This window comes from Pseudomonas sp. AC083, assembly GCF_979253165.1.
In genome coordinates, this window is record NZ_CEEDDH010000001.1 from 437,840 (window position 1) to 459,549 (window position 21,710).

The following is a 21,710-nucleotide window of genomic DNA, read 5'->3' on the forward strand; positions in this document are numbered from 1 at the left end:
AGTCGTATAGTTTTCAGGACCGGGAGTTTGCCATAACCGACGGGCAAAAACATTTTCTGAAAAAATTACTAGACGACTGGTCTAATTGGAAACTATGCTGCGCCCCGACACACAAATTCATGCGGCACCGACAACAAGCGAATCCCTCGCCTCCTGCCGATGCCAGACCAACCCAAGGGTGCTCTATGAAAATCTTGATGGTTCTGACTTCCCACGATCAACTCGGCAACACCGGCAAGAAAACCGGCTTCTGGCTGGAAGAGTTCGCCGCGCCCTACTTTGCCTTCAAGGACGCCGGCGCCGACGTCACCCTGGTATCGCCTGCCGGCGGCCAGCCGCCGCTCGATCCGAAAAGCGATGAGCCAAGCGCGCAGACTGCCGAAACCGATCGCTTCCGCGCCGATCCGGCCGCACAACAGGCACTCGCCACCACTGGCCGTTTGGCTGACGTGAAGGCCGAAGATTTCGACGCAGTGTTCTACCCAGGTGGCCACGGCCCGCTGTGGGATCTGGCCGAAGACAAGGCCTCTATTGCACTGATCGAAGCCTTCGACCGCGCCAACAAACCTCACGGTTTTGTCTGCCACGCACCGGGTGTGTTGCGTCATGTGGTCCGCGCTGACGGCCAGCCGATCGTCAAGGGCCGTGATGTCACCGGTTTCACCAATGCCGAAGAGGCTGCAGTCGGCCTGACTGACGTGGTACCGTTCCTCATCGAAGACGAGTTTCAGCGCCTTGGCGGGCGTTACTCGAAAGTCGCCGACTGGCAGGTTCACGTGGTGGCTGACGGTCAACTGGTCACCGGCCAGAACCCGGCCAGCTCCGCCGCCGTTGCCGAAAAGCTGTTGAAGATGCTCGGCTGAATCCATCGCTCCAACCCGATCAACGCCGTGTGCGTACCGCCCGGCGTTGTTTTTTTGCCCAGTCACTAGTCGACTGGTCTAATCAGATTCCAGGCTTACTCCATGAATAACGCTTTTTTCACGCCCGCTAAATTGGGCAACCACACCCTGAAAAACCGCATCGTCCTGCCGCCTCTCACCCGCCAGCGCAGCACGCAGCCGGGCAATGTCGCCAACGAGTTGATGGTCGAGTATTACCAGCAGCGCGCCGGTGCCGGTTTGCTGGTCACCGAAGGCACGCAGATCGAACCGCGCGGCCAGGGTTATGCGTGGACGCCGGGCATTCACACGCCGGAGCAGATCGCCGGTTGGCGCAAAGTCACCGAGGCGGTGCACGCCGTGGATGGCGTGATCTTCGCCCAGCTCTGGCATGTCGGTCGGGTCTCGCACACGGCGTTGCAGCCTAATGGTGATGCGCCCGTGTCGGCCTCTGCGGTGGCGACGGACCGCGTCAGCGTGTTCATCGAAACCGCGCCCGGTGTCGGTGAACTGGTGCCGCCGTCCGCTCCGCGCGCGCTGAGCACCGATGAAGTGCAGGAACTGATTCAGCTGTACATCCAGGCCGCGCGCAACGCGATGGATGCGGGTTTCGATGGCATCGAACTGCACTGCGCCAACGGTTATCTGGTCAACCAGTTCATCTCCGCCCACAGCAACCTGCGCACCGACCAGTACGGCGGCTCGCTGGACAATCGCTTGCGCTTTTTGCGCGAAGTGGTGGCCGGTGTTGCCGAATGCATCGGCAAGGACAAGGTCGGTGTGCGTTTCGCGCCGTTGTTCACTACCACCGATGAAGCGCGGACGTATCTGGGCCTGGTCGAGGAAGATCCGCACACAACTTACATTGCCGCGATCAAGATTCTCCAAGACGTCGGCATCGCCTACCTGTCGATCGCCGAAGCCGACTGGGACAACGCGCCAGCCATGCCGCAGACCTTTCGCCAGGCCGTGCGCGACACGTTCAGCGGCGCGATCATTTATGCCGGCCGCTACACCGCCAAAACCGGCGCGCAATTGCTTGAGTCGGGGCTGGCCGATCTCGTTGCGTTTGGCAGACCGTTCATGGCCAACCCGGACCTGCCGGCGCGGATTGCCCATGACTGGCCGTTGAATCAGTTGAATCCGGCGACAGTGTATGGCGGCGGTGCCGAGGGTTATATCGACTATCCGACCTACCCCGCCTAAGAACCCCACCCAAATCCCTGTGGGAGCGAGCCTGCTCGCGAAGGCGGTGGGTCAGTCAGCATTTGTATTGACTGACAGGACGCTTTCGCGAGCAGGCTCGCTCCCACTACCGGATGTCAGTGGCCGCTAAAACCTATACATAACAAACAATCTGTATAACTATTGGAGTTCGAATCTCTGACCGGACTTCGCTCCATGCCCCCTGCCCACCGCTTGCTCCTGATTCTCGGCGACCAGCTGTCATTCGACCTGGCCTCCCTGCAGCCACTCGATCCCCAGCACGACCTGCTGCTGATGGTCGAGGTCATGGAGGAAGCGACCCACGTCGCCCATCATCCGCAAAAGATCGCTCTGATCTTCAGCGCAATGCGCCACTTTGCCGAGGCGTTGCGCGATAAAGGCTACCGCGTCCAGTACGTCAGCCTCGACGACCCGGACAACAGCGGCTCAATTCCCGGCGAACTACAGCGCTGGCAAACCCTCACCGGGGCCGAAGAGATTCATATCACCGAATGCGGCGACTGGCGTCTTGAGCAGTCAATCAAAGATTCGGGCTTGCCCGTGCATTGGCACTCAGACCGCCGTTTCCTCTGCTCCCGCGAAGAGTTCTCCAATTGGGCCAGCGGCAAAAAACAGCTGCGCATGGAGTTCTTCTACCGCGAGATGCGGCGCAAGAGTCGGCTGCTGCTCAATGGCGACGGCACGCCGGTCGGCGGTGCGTGGAATTTCGATGCGGAGAATCGCAAGGCCCTGCCCAAACACGCCAAACCGCCCTACCCGGCACGTTTCGCCAATGACGCAATCACCCAAGAGGTGCTGGCATTGGTCGGCGAGCGCTTCGCCAGCCATTACGGCACGCTGGATGACTTCAATTACCCGGTGACGCACGCCGATGCCCAGGCCCTGTGGCAATACTTTCTCGACTATGCGCTGGCCGGCTTCGGTGATTACCAGGACGCCATGGCCAGCGACGAGCCGTTCCTGTTTCACGCGCGGATCAGCGCGGCGCTGAACATCGGCCTGCTCGATCTGCGTCAGCTGTGCAGCGATGTCGAGGCGGCTTACTGGTCAGGGAGCATCGGCCTCAACGCTGCCGAAGGCTTCATTCGGCAGCTGATCGGCTGGCGCGAATACGTGCGCGGTGTGTATTGGCTGAAGATGCCGGGTTACGCCGAGGGCAACGTGTTCGGCAACTCGCGTCCGCTGCCGGAGTTCTACTGGACCGGGCAGACACAGATGAACTGCATGCGCCAGGCCATCGGCCAAAGTCTGCAACATGCCTACGCGCACCACATCCAGCGTCTGATGGTCACCGGCAACTTTGCCTTGCTCGCCGGGATTGCGCCGAAGGAAATCTGTGAGTGGTATCTGGCGATCTACATGGACGCCTTCGACTGGGTCGAACTACCCAACACCCTGGGCATGGTCATGCATGCCGACGGCGGTTATCTCGGCTCCAAGCCTTACTGCGCCAGCGGCCAGTACATCAATCGAATGTCGGATTACTGCGGCGACTGCGCCTACAAGGTCAAGGAAAGCAGCGCGGACGATGCCTGCCCGTTCAATGCGCTGTACTGGCATTTCCTCATGCGCCACGGCGACATCCTGCGCGGCAATCAGCGCATGGGCATGATGTACAAGAACCTCGACCGCATGCCGCTGGCCAAGCAGGATGCACTGTGGCAACGCGGGCAGACGCTGTTGGCCAAACTGGATAAGGGCGAAGCTTTCTAGCGCGCCTCAGGCCTGCCCGGCCATCCCGTTGCGCCCCGCCGCTTTCGCGCGGTACAGCGCCTGATCGGCGGTCTGGATCAACGCCGGCAGCGAATCCAGCTGCGCGCCCGTCCCCACCGCCATACCGATACTCACCGTAATCCGAGCAAACGGACTGCCCGGGTGGGCGATGTTCGCCTGCTGCAAACGCTCGAGCATCAGTTGCGCCACCACGGTCGCACCGGCGCTGTCGGTGGCCGGCATGATCACCGCCATTTCCTCGCCACCGTAGCGCGCGACCAGATCCGAGGGGCGTCGCACGCAGCCTTCAAGAATCTTGCTGACCGCTTGCAGGCAGGCATCGCCGGCGACGTGGCCCAAGGCATCGTTGAACAATTTGAAGTGATCGATATCGATCATCAGCAAGGCCAGCGAGGTCCCGTCACGCTGCGCGCGCCGCGCTTCCACCGTCAGCGTTTCATCGAAGCAGCGGCGGTTGGCCAGGCCGGTCAGCGCGTCCTTCAGCGCCAGTAATTCCAGCTGCCGATTGGACGCAAGCAACTGCTGTTGGGCATCGCGCAACGCCTCTTCAGCCGCAGTGCGGCGGCGGATATCGAGAATCAGGAACCAGCCGATCAATCCGGTCAGCCCCAGCAGCCCGATCACTACCACCGCCGACAATGCCGCTTCGATGCGCCACGCCGCTAGCGCTTCATCCTTGCCCAGGGCCACCGTGGTGATCAGCGGCAGCGTTTCGCTTTTGCGGAACGCGTACAGCCGCTCGACACCGTCGAGGCTGGAGGTGTAGGAGGCAGTGCCGACCGAACGGTCGACGAGGTATTTGGCGTAGATCGGCGATTTGGAGAAGTTGCGGCCCATGTCCTGCTCGCGAAACGGGTAGCGCACCAGCAGCGTGCCATCGGTGTAAGACAGACCGATCGCGCCATCCTGGCCAACGTCGAGTTTGCCGAACACGCGCAGGAAGTTCTCCACCCCCAGCGTCACCGCTACCACGCCAGCGAACTGACCACCGTCGTCGTTGAAGCGCCGACTGATAGTCACCACCCATTCGTGATTGGCACGGCTCTGGATCGGCGGGCCAATGAACGGCTCGCGGCTCGGGCTGTCACGGTGGTGAATGAAATAGGCGCGGTCGCTGCTGTTGGCGCCCTCCGGAATCGGCCGGTTGGAGGACATCAGCCAATGCCCGTTCCGGTCATAGATGATGATGCCGCTGAGCTGGGGCATCAACGCCTGCTGGCGGTCGATCAGGCTCTGGATGCGCTGAATCTGCGCTGGGCCGTTGCCCTCGGTTTCCAGACGTTCGACCAGCCCGAGCAAGAGCAGCGAGCTTTGCCGGACGATGCCTTCGGTGTAGGTGTTGAGCGCCTGGGTCAGGTTCAGGCCATGCACGTCGACTTCCGCCAGCGCACGCTCGCGCGAAGACCAGACTTTCCAGATCGTCAGCGAAGTCAGGGAACAGCCGATCACCAGCAGCAGGAGCATTACAAGGCGAGTATCACGCTTCACGTCAGTACCTTAAGGAAGTCCGGTATCCATTCCAGCCATCATTCGAACGTCGGCACTCACGGCGGCCACGTGTTCCGGGGCGCAAGCATACAAGCAGTGTGCAGCGGCTGCAGCAACAGAGTGTGCAGCGCTAAGCGGCAGGTGCGGCGGGTTTGAGGATTTCCACGAGAAAATCGATGAACACGTTGATCCGGCTCGATCCACGGTGGTTGGGCAGGTACAGCGCGTTGATGCAACTGCTGGCACTGCCGGGATTGACCTCGTAGTGCTCAAGCAAGCGCGTCAGGCGTCCGGCGGCGACGTCGTCGCGCACCAGCCAGTCGGCCAGCAGCGCCACCCCGCCACCGCCAATCGCCGCTTCGCGCAGGATGTCGGCGTTGTTGCTTTGCAGGCGACCCTGGACGTTGAGCTGAATCGGCTCTTCGTCGCCCTGAAAGGTCCAGTGGTGATGGCTGCCGCCGTAGTCGAAGCGCAGGCACTGGTGCTCGAGCAGATCCCGCGGATGCTCCAGCACGCCGCTGCGCGCCAGATAATCCGGGCTGGCGACAATCCAACGCTGAAAGTGGCCGACGCGTTTGCTGACGATGTCCTCGCTGACCACCGTCGAGCCGAGCCGCACTGAAACGTCGATCTGCTCGCTGAGCAAATCGCTGACCTGATCGCTCAGCGACAGGCTGATCTCTAGCCCGGGATGGCGTTCAAGCAGGCGGCTCAGGTGCGGCGCGATCAGCCGCCGGCCAAACTCCACCGGCACGCTGATGCGCAAGCGGCCTTGGGCATCACTGCCACGATCGGCGACCACCGCATCGGCTTCGTCGATGGCATCGAGAATGGCCACGGCCTTCTCGAAATAGGTCTGGCCGGCGACGGTCACGCTGGTATTGCGCGTGGTGCGATTGAGCAGGCTGGCGCCCAACTCGTTTTCCAGCCCCGCCACTTGCCGTGTCACCGAAGACGTCGAAATCCCAAGCTTGCGCGCCGCCGAGGAATAGCCCCCGCAGCGCACGGTTTCAACAAACATCTTCAATGCCAGCAACTTGTCCATAAGCGGGGTCCGGTGGTGAGGGAACGCCGCTGATTGTGCATCAGCGCTCGCCACACGTCTTGTATCGTCGTGCTTGAGGGCGCCTGGTGCGGGAAACAAGTCCATCTCGAGTACCTCGTTGCCACAATGGCTTTATGACGGGTCAGCGCTCGGCCTGTATACCCAAGACCCTGTGGGAGCGAGCCTGCTCGCGAAGGCGTCGGATCAGGCGATTGATGGGCAGGCTGACCCACCGCTTTCGTGAGCAGGCTCACTCCCACAGGGGGGATTTGTGGGGTTCTTTTGATTCAGCTGCGCTCAGCCTTGCGACTCAGGAACAACGCCAGCGCCAGCGCCGGCAACACCGCCACGGCGACGGCCGAGAGGTTCCAGCCGAAGTGTTCGTACAGCGGGCTGGCGACCAGTGAACCGAGGGCGCCACCGACGAAGATGCTGGTCATGTACACCGCATTCAGGCGGGCGCGGCTGTGCGGGTCGAGGGCGTAGACCTCACGCTGGCCGAGGACCATGTTCAGTTGCACGGCAAAATCCAGCAGCACCGCACACACCACCAGCCACACGTAACCACTGCCCGGCAACGCGGCGATCAACAGCGACAGCGGCGCCAGCAACAACGCCACCAAGGTACCGCGACGACCGTGGCCGGCATCGGCCAGACGCCCGGCAATTGGCGCGGCAATCGCACCCACCGCACCGACCAGGGCGAAGATCGCCACTTGCGCCTGGCTGAAACCGTGGTGACGCATCAACTCAATCGGCGCGAGGGTCCAGAACAGGCTGAAACTGGCGAACAGCAAACCCTGATACAGCGAACGCTGGCGCAACACAGGAAAGCGCCGGGCCAGGGCAAACACCGAACCGATCAACGCGACATAAGTGGCTTTGTGCGTCGGTACCCGGCGCGGCAGTGCCACAGCGGTAATCAGCGCGATCACCGCCATCAGTGCCGCCGCGCTGTAAAACACCCCGCGCCAGCCGAACACTTCAACCAACAGACTCGACAGCGGCCGCGACAGCAGAATCCCCAAGAGCAGGCCGCTCATGATATTGCCGACCACGCGCCCCCGGCTGGCTTCCGGCGCCAGGTGCGCGGCCAGCGGCACGAGAATCTGCACCGCCACCGAGGTCAGGCCGATCAGCAAAGAGAGCAGCAGGAACAGCGACGGCGAATGAGTCAGGCCAGCACACAGCAGCGTGACACTCGCAGCGAGGGTGAAGCCCACCACCAGACGGCGGTTTTCCATCAGGTCAGCCAGCGGCACCAGCAGCAACAAACCCAGCGCGTAACCGAACTGCGTCAGCGACACGATCAGGCTGGCATTGGCGCTGGACAGGCCGATCTGCGGCGCGATCAGTTCGACGATGGGCTGCGCGTAATACAGGTTGGCGACGACCGCGCCGCAGCAAAATGCCAGAAACGCGACCATCAGGCCGGAGAGTGAAGCAGGCTGTTCGGCCGGGGCCGCAACGGCAGGGTTGCCCGTAAGCATGGTGACACCTCGTTGAGTTCGGGAAAGTTGTGCCAAGGCTACGGTCAGCCGGCGGCCGCGAGAATCCGTGCCACTGGCAACGCACTGATGCGCCGTGCGCAACGTTGCTTGTGGCGCAACGCGCTGTTGCGCGGGCCGGTGATTCTCCGCTGCAAGGGTCTTCTCTACGCTTTGGCCCTGGCGCTGACGTCCGCATCGGCGCCCTTCCCCGGCTGCTACAAGGAGCGTTTCCATGACCCGCACTGCACTCGTCCTGCCACTGTCCGCCGCGTTTTTCTGCCGACCATGAACAGCCATTTGCTCAAATCCAGAACCCTGTGGATCAGCGTCGGCGTGCTCGCGGTGATCGGTCTGATCGTCGCCGTCGCGCTGATGTGGCGCCCAGCGATCGCACCAATCAAACGGCCGACGTCATTCGATACTGCGCAGTTGCAACGCGGCGCACGGGTGGTCGAGGCCGGCGACTGCGCGGTGTGCCATACCCGCCCCGGCGGCGAATACCTGGCCGGCGGGCTGCCGCTGGTGACGCCGTTCGGCACGCTGTACAGCACCAACATCACCCCGGATGCGCAGACCGGCATCGGCGAATGGTCACTGCCGGCCTTCGAGCGGGCGATGCGTGAAGGCATTGCCCGCGACGGCCACTTTCTCTACCCGGCCTTTCCCTACGTGCACTACCGGCGCATGAGCTCCGAAGATATCGCCGACGCCTATGCCTACTTGATGAGCGGCCCCGCCGTACACGCCCCGGCGCGGCAGAACCAGATGAACTTCCCGATGAACATCCGCCCGCTGGTGTCGTTCTGGAATCTGCTGTTTCTGCATGGCGAGTCACTGACGCCGCTGGCCGAACACAGCGCGGCATGGAATCGCGGACGCTATCTGGTCGACGGCCCGGGCCATTGCGCCGGCTGCCATTCACCGCTGAACCTGATCGGCGCGGAGAAATCCTCCGAGTATTTGAAGGGCGGCAGCGTCGATGGCTGGGAAGCGCCGGCCCTGGTCGGCCTCGGGCAGCGCGCCAATCCATGGAATCGCGAGCAATTGGTCGGCTACCTGCGCGCTGACGTGGTCGATGGTCACGGCACACCCGCCGGCCCGATGCGCCCGGTCAGCCTGAGTCTGGCGCGCTTGCCGGCCAGCGAAGCCGAGGCGATTGCCGACTACCTGCTGAGCCTGCAAAACCCGCACGCGGTGAGCGAAACCACCGCGAAAAAGCAGCCAGGTATTCCAGCGGATCACACAACCGGCGCCCTGCTCTTCAGCAGCGCCTGCGCCGGATGTCACGCACCCGCCGCGCCGATGCGCGAAATCGACGGCCGCCCAGGCCTGCAAAGCACTTCGGCGCTGCAAGCGGCCAGCCCGCGCAACTTTCTCAAGACCGTGCTCGAAGGCGTGCCCGCCATTCCCGGCGCCCCCGGCCCGGTGATGCCGCCGTTCGCCGCCAGCCTCGACAACGCCCAACTCGGCGCACTCGCCGCGTATCTGCGCGAGCAAGCCAAACCCGAGCAGCCATGGACCGACCTTTCTTCCACTATTGAAGCGTTACGTCAGGAGCCGAAATGAGCCAGATCACTCTCACCGTCAATGGAGCCGCCCAAGCGCTGGAGCTGGAAGCGGACATGCCGCTGCTGTATGCGCTGCGCAACCACTTGAACCTCAACGGCGCCAAGTACGGCTGCGGCCTGGGCCAGTGCGGCGCGTGCACGGTGATCGTCGACGACCAACCGGTGTTCGCCTGCCTCACGCCGTGCGCAGGCCTTGAAGGGAAAAAAATCCGCACCGTGGAAAGCCTCGGCAGCGCAGACAAACCCGGCCCGTTGCAAGCGGCATTCATCGACAAGCAGGCCGCGCAATGCGGTTACTGCATCGCCGGCATGCTGATGCGCGCGCAGGCGTTGCTCGAACGCGATCCGCACCCGGACGAACAAACCATCCGCGAACACATGGCCGGCAATCTGTGCCGTTGCGGCACGCACTTGCGCATTATCGAGGCGATCAAACAGGTGGCTGGGCACAACGGGAGCCTGACATGAGCGAAGCAAACGGCTTGAACCCCAGCCGCCGGGCCTTCCTGCGTGGCGGCGCGTTGCTCATGGCTTTTACGCTGATGCCGGTAGCGCGGCGTGTCTTGGCCGACACCGAAGTCGACACCCTCGGCACCGTAGTGCTGGCCCCCGATCTGCCCGGCAGCCTGCGCACCAACCCTTACCTGGACGCGTGGATTCGCATCGGCGCCGACGGCATCACCGTGTACACCGGCAAAGTCGAGCTGGGCACCGGGGTGAAAACCGCGTTACTGCAAATCGCTGCCGAGCGTTTGCAGGTGCCGGCCAGCGCGATCAACTTGCTCACCGCCGACACCGCGCTGACGCCCAACGAAGGCTACACCGCCGGCAGCCACAGCATTTTCGACAGCGGCACCGCGCTGTACAACGCCGCCGCGCAAGTGCGGGAAATGCTCGTCGATGCCGCCGCGCGCAGTTGGCAAGTCGATGCTGCGCAACTGAGCACTCGCGACGGCATCATCGAAGGGCCGAATGGTCAGCGCATGGCATATGCCGACGCGGTCAAGCATGTCGATGTGCACCAGTACGCCAAGGCGCAATCACCGGCGATGGCGGCGGCCGACTTCAAACTGATCGGCCACAACCTCCCGCGCCTGGACATTCCGGCCAAGGTCAGCGGCGGCGCGGCATTCGTCCAGGACATACGCCTGCCGGGCATGCTGCACGCGCGGGTGATTCGCCCGCCGCGTCCCGGCTGCACGCTTCAGGCGTTCGATGCCGCGTCCATCGAGGCGTTGAGCGGCGTGGTCAAAGTGATTCGCGACGGCAACTATCTGGCCGTGGTCGCCGGTGATGAGTGGCAAGCGATCAAGGCCATGCGCAGCGGCATTGAGAGTGCCAAGTGGAGTGGCGGCGAGGCGATTCCCGAAGCCGCCGGGATTCACGATTTGCTCAAGCAATTGCCCTCCAAGCGCTATCCGATCAGCAACAACGGCAATCCCGGCGGCTCGACCGAAACGCGCTTCAAGGCGCGGGTGACCAAGCAGTACTTGATGCACGGTTCGATCGGCCCGTCCTGTGCGGTGGCCTGGTTCAACGATGGCGTGCTCACGGTGTGGACCCACACTCAGGGCGTCTATCCGCTGCGCGCAGGCATCGCCGAAATGCTGCGTCTGCCGCCGGACCGCGTGCGCTGCATTCATACCGAAGGCTCGGGTTGCTACGGCCACAACGGCGCCGATGATGCCGCCGCCGATGCCGCGCTGATCGCCATGCGCCTGCCGGGCTCGCCGGTCAGGGTGCAATGGATGCGCGAGCAGGAAAATCTCTGGGAGCCGTACAGTTCGGCGATGGTCACCGAAGTCGATGCCGGCCTCAGTCAGGGCCGTTTGCAGGACTGGAACTACGAGCTGTGGACCACGCCGCACAACGAACGCATCGTCAATGCCGGGCGCCTGCTGCCGGCACGCCTGTTGGCGAAACCCTTCGCCTCGGCGCCGTCGGTGCCAATCGCCCAGCCCGAAGGTGATGGCGATCGCAACGCGGTGCCGCTGTACGAGCTGGGCGCGACGCGGATCAACATGAATTTCGTCACCACCATGCCGTTCCGCACTTCGGCCATGCGCTCGCTGGGTGCGCACATCAACATCTTCGCCATCGAGGCGAGTATCGATGAGTTGGCGATCAAGGCCGGGCTCGATCCGCTGGCGTTGCGCCTGGCGCATCTGAGCGACCCACGTGCCCGGGCTGTGATTGAGCGCGTGCGTGACGAAATCGGCTGGCCGCACAAGAGCAGCGAACCCGGCGTGGGGATCGGTTTTGCCTTCGCCCGCTACAAAAACATCATGGGTTACTGCGCCCTTGCGGTGAAACTGCGGGTGCATCCGCAGACCGGCGAAATCCGTGTCGATCATGTGGTGACGGCAGTCGATGTTGGCCAGATTGTCAGCCCCGATGGCCTGCGCAATCAGGTCGAGGGCGGCATCGTCCAGTCGACAAGCTGGACGCTCTACGAAAAAGTCGCCTACGACGCCGGCGGCATTCGCAGCTATGACTGGAGCGGTTATCCGATTCTGCGCTTTACGCAATTGCCAAAAAAAGTCGACGTGCATTTGCTTGATCAACCGGGCGAACCCTTCCTCGGTGCTGCCGAAATCGTCCAAGGGCCAATGGCAGCCGCCCTCGGCGACGCGGTCAGCAATGCCACCGGCCGGCGCTGGCTGAATCTGCCGCTGACTCGCTCGAGCCAACCCGCCTGAACCACGCCCGCGTTCATCAGCGATGAGCGCGGGCGCCGTTGCGTTGCGCGCAAAACTGCGTAGCGCCGGCCACGGATTATCAGCCCCGCCACCCCCGGTTAAGTTACCTGCACAGCGCGCGGCACCTGGCTGCCGCGCTTGAACCCTACTCATCGAAATCCGGAGCTACCCATGACCCGTCGCCTGTTCCAACCTATCGCACTCGGCCCTTACACCCTTGCCCATCGCGTGGCGATGGCGCCCCTGACCCGCTCGCGCGCTGGCCAGCCGGGCGACGTGCCGACCGCAATGAACGCCGAGTACTACCGCCAACGCGCCAGTGCCGCGCTGATCATCACCGAGGCCACGCAGATTTCTCAGCAAGGCCAGGGCTATGCGTGGACGCCGGGGATCTACACCGATGCGCAAGTGCAGGCCTGGCGCGAAGTCAGCACGGCGGTGCACGAGGCCGACGGTCTGATCTTCATGCAGCTGTGGCACGTCGGCCGGGTCTCGCATCCGAGCTTTCAGCCTGACGCCGGTTTGCCAGTGGCGCCAAGCGCCCTGCCAGTGCCGGGCAAGACCTTTATCGTCGATGAACAAGGCAATGGCGTGTGGGGTGATGTGCCAGTGCCGCGCGCCCTCGAAACGGCGGAGATCGCCGACATCGTCGAAGACTATCGCCGCGCCGCGCGCAACGCGTTGGACGCTGGCATGGACGGCGTGGAGATCCATGCCGGCAACGGTTATCTGCTCGACCAGTTCCTCAACAGCAACAGCAACCAGCGTGATGACGCCTATGGCGGCAGTGTGGAAAACCGTGCGCGGTTTCTGCTCGAAGTGGTCGCCGCCGTCGCTGATGAAGTCGGTGCCGAGCGCGTTGGCGTGCGGCTGACGCCAATGGGCCGCTTCATGGGCATGGGCGATGACACGCCTGAAGCGACCTTCGGTTATCTGGTCGAGGCGCTCAACCAGTGGAATCTGGCCTACCTGCACCTGGTCGAGCCGGCCATGGTCGGCACGGTCAAGGACGAAAACTTCGACCCGCGCTGGGACGCGATCATCGCCCAGTTGCGCCAGACCTGGAACGGCGTGCTGATCCTCGCTGGCGGTTACGACGCCGAGTCCGCCGAACAGGCGCTGAACGCCGATCGCGCCGACATCATTGCCTTTGGCCGGCCATTTTTGGCCAACCCGGATCTGCCGCGTCGGCTGCACGACGGGCTTGAACTGAACGCGCCGGATCCGAGCAGTTTCTTCGGCGGCGATCAGCGTGGTTACGTCGATTATCCGTTTCACGCCTGAGGCTTGGGCTTCATAACTTTTAAGGTTTGTTTAAGGACTTTAAATAAAGCCTGCGGCCAGACTTTGCCCATCGATCAGGAGAGCCGCCATGAACCCGCAATCGGTGAAGTCAGACCCTTCCTGCCACCTGGCTCGCCCACTGGGCGCACTGTCCGGCTGGCAGGAACGCCGCGCCAAGGCCTACATGCTGCACGATCTGAGCCGCAGCCTGCGCGTCAGCGAGATTGCCGAACATTGCAATCTGTCACGCAGCCACTTTTCCCGGGCGTTCAAGATCGTCACCGGCTGCTCGCCTCAGGAATGGATGCTGAAGATGAAGATCGACAAGGCCAAAGGGCTGTTGCTGACCTCGATGGCGATTACCGAGATTGTTTATGAATGCGGATTTTCCGATCACTCGCACTTCACCCGCACGTTCGGGCGCATGGTGGGCATGCCGCCGAAGGTCTGGCGCCAACTGATGTGCGGAGCGCGGGTGGCGCTGGTGGATGCGGATGTCTGGCGGCTCAGCGATGGGTTGCTGAATTCGACGATGGGCCAGCGCTTGACGGAACTGCGGCCCTGAGTGGAATTTCAAAGGGTTTTGTTCACTCCTCCCTTTTGGCCGCGATTTTTCGCGGCTTTTTTTAGCTCGACCAAACACCTCGGTCAGTCCCCTCTCCCTCCGGGAGAGGGTTAGGGTGAGGGGCTTTTGATCCTGGCGTCCGGCGCCAGCGGCAGTCTGAAGCAGATCCGCGCGCCCTCTTCGCTGTCTTCCACGCGCAAAGTCCCACCATGGGCGCCTATCACCGTTCGGCAAATCGCCAGGCCCATGCCCATGCCGCTGCCCTTGGTGGTGAAGAACGCATCGAAAATTTCTTCACGCTGATGCTCGGCGATCCCCGGCCCGTTGTCTTGAAAAGCCACGCAGACCTGCCCATCGGACAGCGTCGACTCAATCACCAGGCGCCCGTCAGTCACGCCCTGCCCAGCCATTGCTTCCAGCGCGTTGACGATCAGGTTGTAGATCACCTGCTGGATCTGCACCCGATCCCCCAGCACCGGGTCAGCAGCGTTGAGTTGCGTGCGCAAGCTCACCCCGCGATTGTGCATATCGCTGGCCGTCAGTTGCACGACCTCACCGATCAACGCGTCAATCGACACCGGCAATCGTTGCAACGGCGCCTGCCTGGCCAATGCGCGCAAGGCCTGGACGATCTCGGTGGCACGGGCGCTGTCGGAGCGAATGTCTTCCAGTCCCTGAATAGCCTCGTCGAGATCAGGCGTGTCGCGCTTGAGCCAGCGCAGACTGGCCGAGGCGTTCGATGAAATCCCCAGCAATGGCTGGCTGATTTCGTGGGCGATCGAGGCCGACAGTTCACCCATCATTTTCAGGTGCGAGTTGCGCGCCAGTTCCGCCCGCGAACTACGCAAGTCGGCTTCCATCTGCGCGCGCAAGCGGTTGTCTTCGACCAGTTGCGCATACAGCCGCGCGGTCTGCAGCGACACCGCTGCCTGCGAGGCGAGGATTTCCAGCATGGTCAGGCGTTCGGCGCTGAACAGCTTCGGTACCAGGCTGTTTTCCAGATACACCAGACCGATCAGCGCGCCCTGCTTGAGCAACGGCAGGCACATCAGCGAGCGCGTCTGCCGCTCGCGCAGGTCGGCGCTGTAGGCTTGCGGGCAGTCGGCGCGGGCATCGTCGAGCACCAGCGGCGTGCGCGTGCGCATGGTCGAATTGAGTACTGAAACCGGCGCGATCTGCTCCAGCGAGCGATCGTTGTCCTGACTGACCCGCACGTTGCCCGCCTCGACATGCGCGGCAGCGGCCAATTGCAACTCACCCTCGGCGACCAACAGCAGCGCGCCGCGATCGGCACCCGCCTGAATCATCAAGTGATTCATCAAGGTCTCCACCAGCCGATCAAGCAACACCTCTTGCGAGACCGCGCGTGCCGCTTCAATGCCGACTTCCAGATCAAGGCGCACCCGCGTCACCGGCGTTCCCGCTTCCAGGGAATGCTCGTGGGCGAGAAACGGATGCTGCGCTTCGAGCTGGCGCGCCTTGGCTTCAGCGCCCCACAGCACATAGCAGTCGCGCGCAACACGCAGGTGATGATGCGTGCCGGAGACCAGGCCGTTGGCCAGACAGACCTCGGCCAGTTGTTCATGTGCCAGTGCTTGCTCATGGATAAATCCGGCAGCGGCCGCCGCGATTTGCGCTTGGTCGAAGCAGCGAATGGCGGCCAGCCCTTCGCCGCGCACGCGGGCCATCGCGCCTTCGATCAGCAGCAGTTTGTTGCTGAAGGTCGAAGGATTGAGCTCGACCCATGGCAGAAAACGCTGCCGTTGCTGCTCCAGTTTCTGCAGTTTTTCGGCAACAGAGCCCGGCGCCTCGGGACTGGCCAGTGCCAAGCTGTAGAACAGGTAGTAATGCGCCAGATCAATGTGCGCCGGCAGCGACCAGGTCAACGCCTCGGCGTCTTCGAAACGGCGCAACGCGTAACGCACTTCGCCGAAATACAACGCCGACATGCCCGAATACAACCACATCCACAACAGCGTCGGCTGTGAAACACGGTCGCGATGCAGCGGGCCAAAACGGTCATGTTCCAAAGCATCCAGCATTGCGATCGAACGAGGCTCAGGCCCATTGCGCAAATCGCTGGCAAACGCCTGTTGCGCCAGCAGAATGCGCTCGATGTCGATGTAGTGAAACTGCCGCACCCAACTCAGGCCGACGTCCAGCTCGTTCAACACGTTTGGCAGCGGCTCGCCCATGAACAGCAGATCGGAGCCGATGTGGTTGCAGGCGTAACACGACATGCCCAGATCGCCGCCGGCCTGACCGCACTCAAACGCGGCGAAAGCCTTCTGCCGCGCGTAAGCCATCGGCCGGGTCCACGCGCTGACCTGATCCAGCGCCACCAGCGTGCCGGTGCGCCCCGCCTCATAGCCGTGCAGATCAGTCAGTTCCAGCGCCAGTTCGGCGAAAGCAACACCGTCCAGATATTCGCCATAACGGTCGGCAATCATCACGCCGTACCAGGCGAAACCGTAGCCGCTGCTCGGCGTGGTGCCATGGAGCAAAGTCAGTTCGACCATCTTCGCCAGGTGCAGAAAAGCAATGTCGTCCTGTACGAAGAACGAGGCGATCAGCGTGCTCAGCAGTTCCATGGCCACTTCGATTCGCGGCTCGTTGGTTTTGGGCAATGCCGTCAACTCAGCAATCCGTCGCGCACCGACCAATTGCCGAACCCGTTCGAACGCTTCGCCCAGTTGCGCCTTCGAGGGTTGTCGCTGCAGGTCGATGTCGAGCAACGCAAGACCGGCCAGCGCTTCGCCGATCGCGCCGTGGTAATCGGAATGCAAGGTGCGCAGGCTGGCGCGCAGGCGGTAGGTTTTCGCACGGTCCAGCACGGTGGCAGCGTGTTCCAGGCAATCGTCGAGACGCTGTTGCGCGCCGGGCAGATCCGCCAGCAACATCGCGCAGTCGGCTGCCAGCCAGCGCGCCGCGAAGGCTTGCGGGTAGAGCTGCGTCCAGCCGTTGTCGCCGAGTAATACCTCGGCGCTGCGCAGATAATCCACGGCCTGCTCGACAGCGGCGCTATCGCGGGCGCGCTCGGCAGCTTCGAGCAATAACTGGATGAATTCAGCGCGTCGAGGCGCTTGCAGCGCATTGCCGGCGCTGCGCTGAATCTGACTGGCGATGTCGAAGACCCGCGCCTGCCGCTGCTCGCCGCATTGATCGAGCATGGCGGCAGCGATGCGCGCATGCTCAGCGGAACGCCCGGCCGGTGCGGTCAGCGCAGCGGCGGCTTCCAACACCCGATCGTGGGGAAACACCAGTTGGCCCGGCTCGCGCAGAAGAAATCCGGCGCTGACCAGATAATCCACGTCCCGCAGCAATTGCGCCGGATCGTCCCCCAGCAAATCGCCCAACAGCGTTTCGTCACAGCGGCCACCGACGTAACCCGCGGTACGCAACACTTCACGGGCACCGGCCGGCAGACGCTGCAAGCGTTGCACCATCAATTCGGCCACGTTGTCGGCGTAGCGATAGCCGTTCACTTCGGCCTGATTCCACACCCAGCGCCGCGTCGTCGCGTCGAAACGCAGCAGACGCTCGTCCACCAGCGCGCGCGCCACCTGGCTGACGAACAACGGATTGCCGGCGGTTTTGAAGTGCACGACGCGGGCCAGCGCCTCGAGGTTGTCGACGTCAGCATCGAGTTCGACCGCCACCAGTTGCGCAACGGCCTGCTCCGACAGCGGCCCTAGTCGAAGGTCACTGACTGGCAGCGCGGGTGCTCTGCGCATCTCATCGAGCCAGGCGCCCGGATGCTCCGTCAACTCGCCCTCGCGATAGGCCAGGACCAGCAGCAGGTGCCGCGTCGGTCGGGCGATAAAGGCTTTGAGAAACGCCTGCGTCGAGTCGTCAGCCCACTGCAAGTCGTCGATAAACAGCAGCAGCGGATGCCCCGGTTGCGCAAAGACTTCGAGCACATCGAGCAGCGCCCGATTGACCCGATCCAGGGCGTGGCGCGCCGGCATGTTCGGCAGTTCGGCGGTGGCGCCGATCAGCAGTTCGGCTTCCGGTGCCAGGTCCAGCAGCAAGCGGCCACGGCCCTTTAGGGTTTCGCGCAGTTGCTCGGCCAAGGCCTGCAAGGCCAGCGTGGGCTTGGTCAACACTTGGCTGATCAGAGACTGAAAAATCTGCGCCAACGGCGCGAAGGGCCGGTCATTGTTCAGCAGTTCGATCTTGCCGCTGGCCCAATAACCGGGTGCCTGGCTACGCAGGACTTGCTGGATCAGCGTCGACTTCCCCGCTCCCGGTGCGCCGGCAACCAGCAGCACGCGAGCGATGCCGTCGCTGCGCACGCGCTGGATCTGTTCAAGCAGTTGCTGACGTTCGTCGTCACGACCAAACAGCACATCGCCGCGCGTGGCCGTTGCGCGAGCATCGAATGCACCGAGGCGGAACGCTTCGATCTGGCCTTTTTTCTGCCATTGGCGCAGGCACCAGGTCAGATCGGCGGCCAGCGATTCGATGCTTTGATAGCGCGCGTCCGGCTCCTTGGCCAGGCCCTTGAGCAGCACATGGCAAATGCCTTGCGGCAGGTCGGGTTGGTATTGCGCTGGCGACAAAGGCTGGACGGCGGCGTGCACATGCAACCATTGCGAGGCGTCGCGAGCGATCAGCGGCGGGCGCCCGGTCAGCGCCTCATAGATGATTGCCGACAGCGCATAGACGTCGCTGCGCTCATCGGAATCGACGCCGTCGTGCTGCAGCTGTTCCGGCGCCAGATAAGGCCAGTGTTCCAGGCTCGGCAGTTCAGTCGCCGGCGTTTCCTGCGCGTGGGTGTGGAAGCCCATCAGCCTGACGCTGTCGTCAGCATCGACCAGCAGATGCCAAGGCAATAAAGAACACTGTGGGAGCGAGCCTGCTCGCGAAAGCGGTGGGTCAGTCAAGGGTGATGTCGGCTGGAGTGACGCTTTCGCGAGCAGGCTCGCTCCCACAGGGTTTTGCGCTGTTTCCGGATGGCGAGAGTGGACCAGCGCATTGGCAGCGGCGACGGCGATATTCAGCACCCGTCCGAGTGGTAAGCCGGCGGCGTCGATCAGTCCAGCCAGCGGCGCGCCCCGTTGCGGGTAGACCAACACCGGCCCGTCCGCCGAGCGAATCAGCGCGAGCGGGTTGAGCGCCCACTGCGAAGGCAACTGCATATGGAAATCGCGCTCCAGCCGCTGGCACAGCGCCGGACGCTGGATCGGCGCACGCACAGCGAACCAGCTCTGGCCCGAGCGGCCGTCTTCAAGGCTGAACCAGGTCAGTTCATGGTCACGGCGCAGCAAACTGAACCGACAGTTCTCCAGCCATGCTTCATCGAGTATCGGCGCATCGGCCGCGCAGGAAATTGCAGATGAAGATGGCTGGCCGGGCATACGCATTCACCGCTGGAAATGGGATTCAGGCTGGTGGCGAAGTATACCCAGCGTTTTTTTGCCAGAGGGCCAGCCGCTGCGCTGATGTCCGTCCGCAGCCTCAAGATGGCCGTCCAGAGCCTTGCGCTGCTGTTTCTTGCGCTATAGAAGCGCACGTCTTATCCCTCGGGATAATTGCTTTATGCCAGGCCGTCCCCTAGCGTACGAACCTGATAACCCGGCGCCCGCGCCCTGTCCTTCTCACCGCAACGCAGAGGCCCGCATGATCCGACTCGGCCAAGCCACGATTTCTTTGGAACGGCGCGAAGCCTTTCTCGATGGCCGGCCCTTGCGCATGGGCGGGCGGGCGTTCGAAATACTTTCGGTACTGATGCAGGCCGATGGGCGCATCGTCAGCAAGGACGAGCTGATCAATCAGGTGTGGCCGGACATCGTCGTCGAAGAGAACAATCTGCAAGTGCAGATTTCCTCGCTGCGCAAACTGCTCGGGGAAAAAGAAATCATCCAGACGGTTGCCCGTCGAGGTTACCGATTATTGAAAGACCGCGAACCCAAACTGCCCGTGTTCAACGCACTGGCCTCGGCGCCGATGGTGGCGCAGCCGCCGGCGGTCGATGCGCACTCGGTGCCGGTATTTATCGTCGACGATGAGGCCTGCGTGCGCAGCGCCTTGAGCCGTTTGTTGCGCGCCGAAGGCATCGAACACCGGATTTTCCAGTCCGCCGAAGAACTGCTCGAGGCCGACATCGCCAGCGGCCCGGCGTGCCTGTTGCTCGACGTCAGCCTGCCCGAAACCACAGGCCTGCAATTGCAGGCAGCGCTGAACGAGCGCGGCTTGCCGTGGCCGGTGATCTTCATGACCGGCCACGGCACGATTCCGATGTCGGTGCAGGCGATGAAGGCCGGCGCGGTGGAGTTCCTGACCAAGCCATTCAATGACGATGAACTGCTCGGCATTCTGCGCAGCACCCGTCAACACGCCGCGACTGCGTTCAATCAATGGCAACGGGTTCAGCACGTGCGGCAGCTGGCGGCGCAACTGACACCGCGTGAGCGCGAGGTGCTGCCGCTGATCGTCGGCGGTCTGTCGAACAAACAGATCGCCAACCAGTTGGGCACCAGTGAAGTGACCGCCAAGGTTCATCGCAAACACATCATGGCGAAGATGCAGACCCGCTCGCTGGTCAACCTCGTCGAACTCTACGGACTGATCAGCGCTGCGCCTTCGCCTGGCCCATCGAGCCTGTCGTGAGCGCCCCGGCGGGTCGCCCGACGGCGATCGAGAACACCCCACCGACGATTGTCTGCATCGTCGATGACGACGCGTCGGTGCGCAAAAGCCTGTCGAATCTGCTGCGTTCGGTCGGTTATCGCGCGCAGGTTTATGCCAGTGGCGAAGCGTTTCTCGCCGAAGCCGACTTCGCCGAAATCGCCTGCCTGCTGCTGGATCTGCGCATGCCCGGCCTGTCCGGCATCGACGTGATGCGCCAGCTGTCGCGACAGTTTCCGGTAATCTGCATGTCCGCCCATTGGGACGAGGCGGCGCTGGCTGAGTCCGGGCATTACCAGGCGTTTGAATGCCTGTGCAAACCCTTCGAAGAAGAGGTTTTGCTGGCGGCACTCGACAAGGCCCTGCACCGCCAGCACTGATCGCTTCAGCTGTCCTGCGTGGCTTCTTCCGCAGTTTCGATCGCGGGCAGCGACTCAGTCATCGAAGCGTGACACACCGCCAGAATCTCATCGGCCAGCGCCGAATCATCCGGGCAGGCCCGCGACAGCATGATCGCCCCGACGGCGCGGGCCAGCAGGTCGATCATCCGGGTTCTGCCCTCACCATGCGGTGCATCCGCTGCCGTCGGGTATTTCTCGCCGAGCGTCTGCAACGTGCGCTCAATGCCTTCAGCGAACGCCGCTTTCACGTCCCCGGACTGCCGCGCCGCATCGCCGCACAACGCTGCCATGGTGCAACCGGTGGAACGGCCGTCGCGATGGTCGCGCGACACGTAGACATCGATGAAATCCTGCACGCTCATGCTTTCGGCGGCGGCCGTGGATTGCGCCAGGCTGTTGGCCGAGGCTTCGGCCATCAGGTCGGCCTTGGAGCCGAAGTGTTTGTAGAAACCGCCATGGGTGAAACCGGCGGCCGCCATCAGGTCAGCCACGCCGACCCCGTCATAACCGCGTTCGCGGAACATCACTGAAGCGGTTTCGACAATGTGTTCGCGATTGGCCTGAGCCTGGGCTTTGGATACGCGCATGTTGGCTACCTCCAGCGCTGAAAATTCATCGGCCGATGATACATAGATGTTAGCCATAATCAAAACCGTTGACAGGTTAGATTTCGATCATCATCCTAAAGGCCCGCAATC

Annotated in this window: 15 protein-coding genes; 10 read left to right on the forward strand and 5 right to left on the reverse strand. The window is 63.0% G+C overall.

All coding sequences use genetic code 11. From position 1 onward, the window contains the following. The first annotated feature begins 185 nt into the window (after positions 1–185). From AC0IXA_RS01890 to AC0IXA_RS01900, 3 genes are all read left to right on the forward strand, one after another. Positions 186–863 (forward strand): type 1 glutamine amidotransferase domain-containing protein, encoded by a 678-nt coding sequence (locus tag AC0IXA_RS01890; protein ID WP_073476243.1) that lies wholly within the window; start codon positions 186–188, stop codon positions 861–863. Positions 864–965: 102 nt separating this feature from the next. Further along, positions 966–2,087, forward strand: a complete 1,122-nt coding sequence (locus AC0IXA_RS01895) for an alkene reductase (protein ID WP_471811401.1) — start codon at positions 966–968, stop codon at positions 2,085–2,087. A gap of 195 nt (positions 2,088–2,282) precedes the next feature. Beyond that, positions 2,283–3,821 carry a cryptochrome/photolyase family protein gene (locus AC0IXA_RS01900; protein ID WP_471811403.1) on the forward strand — a complete coding sequence of 513 codons (1,539 nt, stop codon included), beginning with the start codon at positions 2,283–2,285 and terminating at the stop codon, positions 3,819–3,821. A gap of 6 nt (positions 3,822–3,827) precedes the next feature. On the opposite strand, the gene AC0IXA_RS01905 is transcribed toward AC0IXA_RS01900, so the two are convergent. The 3 genes from AC0IXA_RS01905 to AC0IXA_RS01915 form a co-directional block, all read right to left on the reverse strand. Further along, entirely contained in the window at positions 3,828–5,330 is a 1,503-nt protein-coding gene (locus tag AC0IXA_RS01905; protein WP_471811405.1) for a sensor domain-containing diguanylate cyclase, read from the reverse strand. A gap of 130 nt (positions 5,331–5,460) precedes the next feature. Next, positions 5,461–6,375, reverse strand: a complete 915-nt coding sequence (locus AC0IXA_RS01910) for a LysR family transcriptional regulator (RefSeq protein ID WP_024013018.1) — start codon at positions 6,373–6,375, stop codon at positions 5,461–5,463. A gap of 287 nt (positions 6,376–6,662) precedes the next feature. After that, positions 6,663–7,865 carry an MFS transporter gene (locus tag AC0IXA_RS01915; protein ID WP_471811407.1) on the reverse strand — a complete coding sequence of 401 codons (1,203 nt, stop codon included), beginning with the start codon at positions 7,863–7,865 and terminating at the stop codon, positions 6,663–6,665. Positions 7,866–7,952: 87 nt separating this feature from the next. Here AC0IXA_RS01915 and AC0IXA_RS01920 point away from each other — a divergent pair, with 87 nt between their 5' ends. The 5 genes from AC0IXA_RS01920 (at position 7,953) to AC0IXA_RS01940 (ending at position 13,981) form a co-directional block, all read left to right on the forward strand. Continuing rightward, on the forward strand, positions 7,953–9,431 hold the full coding sequence (locus AC0IXA_RS01920; protein ID WP_471811409.1) for a c-type cytochrome: 1,479 nt from the start codon (positions 7,953–7,955) through the stop codon (positions 9,429–9,431). Beyond that, positions 9,428–9,901, forward strand: coding sequence for a (2Fe-2S)-binding protein (locus AC0IXA_RS01925; RefSeq protein ID WP_336352619.1), 474 nt, complete (start codon positions 9,428–9,430; stop codon positions 9,899–9,901). Before AC0IXA_RS01920 ends, AC0IXA_RS01925 begins: the two co-directional genes overlap by 4 nt. Beyond that, the gene (locus tag AC0IXA_RS01930) at positions 9,898–12,132 is read left to right on the forward strand and encodes a xanthine dehydrogenase family protein molybdopterin-binding subunit (protein ID WP_471811411.1); all 2,235 of its coding nucleotides are present in this window, start codon (positions 9,898–9,900) and stop codon (positions 12,130–12,132) included. The genes AC0IXA_RS01925 and AC0IXA_RS01930 overlap by 4 nt, the downstream gene beginning before the upstream one ends. Positions 12,133–12,303: 171 nt before the next feature. Next, positions 12,304–13,416 (forward strand): alkene reductase, encoded by a 1,113-nt coding sequence (locus AC0IXA_RS01935; RefSeq protein ID WP_341637442.1) that lies wholly within the window; start codon positions 12,304–12,306, stop codon positions 13,414–13,416. 88 nt (positions 13,417–13,504) lie between these two features. Next, positions 13,505–13,981: a helix-turn-helix domain-containing protein gene (locus AC0IXA_RS01940; RefSeq protein WP_016774798.1), complete on the forward strand. Its 477-nt coding sequence runs from the start codon at positions 13,505–13,507 to the stop codon at positions 13,979–13,981. A gap of 110 nt (positions 13,982–14,091) precedes the next feature. Here the strand turns inward: AC0IXA_RS01940 and AC0IXA_RS01945 are convergent, their stop codons facing one another. Further along, positions 14,092–19,251: a trifunctional serine/threonine-protein kinase/ATP-binding protein/sensor histidine kinase gene (locus tag AC0IXA_RS01945; RefSeq protein WP_471811624.1), complete on the reverse strand. Its 5,160-nt coding sequence runs from the start codon at positions 19,249–19,251 to the stop codon at positions 14,092–14,094. 352 nt (positions 19,252–19,603) lie between these two features. Here AC0IXA_RS01945 and AC0IXA_RS01950 point away from each other — a divergent pair, with 352 nt between their 5' ends. Together AC0IXA_RS01950 and AC0IXA_RS01955 are read left to right on the forward strand one after the other, a co-directional pair. Then, the gene (locus AC0IXA_RS01950; protein WP_130909862.1) at positions 19,604–20,593 is read left to right on the forward strand and encodes a response regulator; all 990 of its coding nucleotides are present in this window, start codon (positions 19,604–19,606) and stop codon (positions 20,591–20,593) included. Next, positions 20,590–20,991: a response regulator transcription factor gene (locus AC0IXA_RS01955; protein WP_323165275.1), complete on the forward strand. Its 402-nt coding sequence runs from the start codon at positions 20,590–20,592 to the stop codon at positions 20,989–20,991. Before AC0IXA_RS01950 ends, AC0IXA_RS01955 begins: the two co-directional genes overlap by 4 nt. 5 nt (positions 20,992–20,996) lie before the next feature. On the opposite strand, the gene AC0IXA_RS01960 is transcribed toward AC0IXA_RS01955, so the two are convergent. Then, positions 20,997–21,599 carry a TetR/AcrR family transcriptional regulator gene (locus AC0IXA_RS01960; protein ID WP_471811414.1) on the reverse strand — a complete coding sequence of 201 codons (603 nt, stop codon included), beginning with the start codon at positions 21,597–21,599 and terminating at the stop codon, positions 20,997–20,999. Positions 21,600–21,710 lie beyond the last annotated feature (111 nt).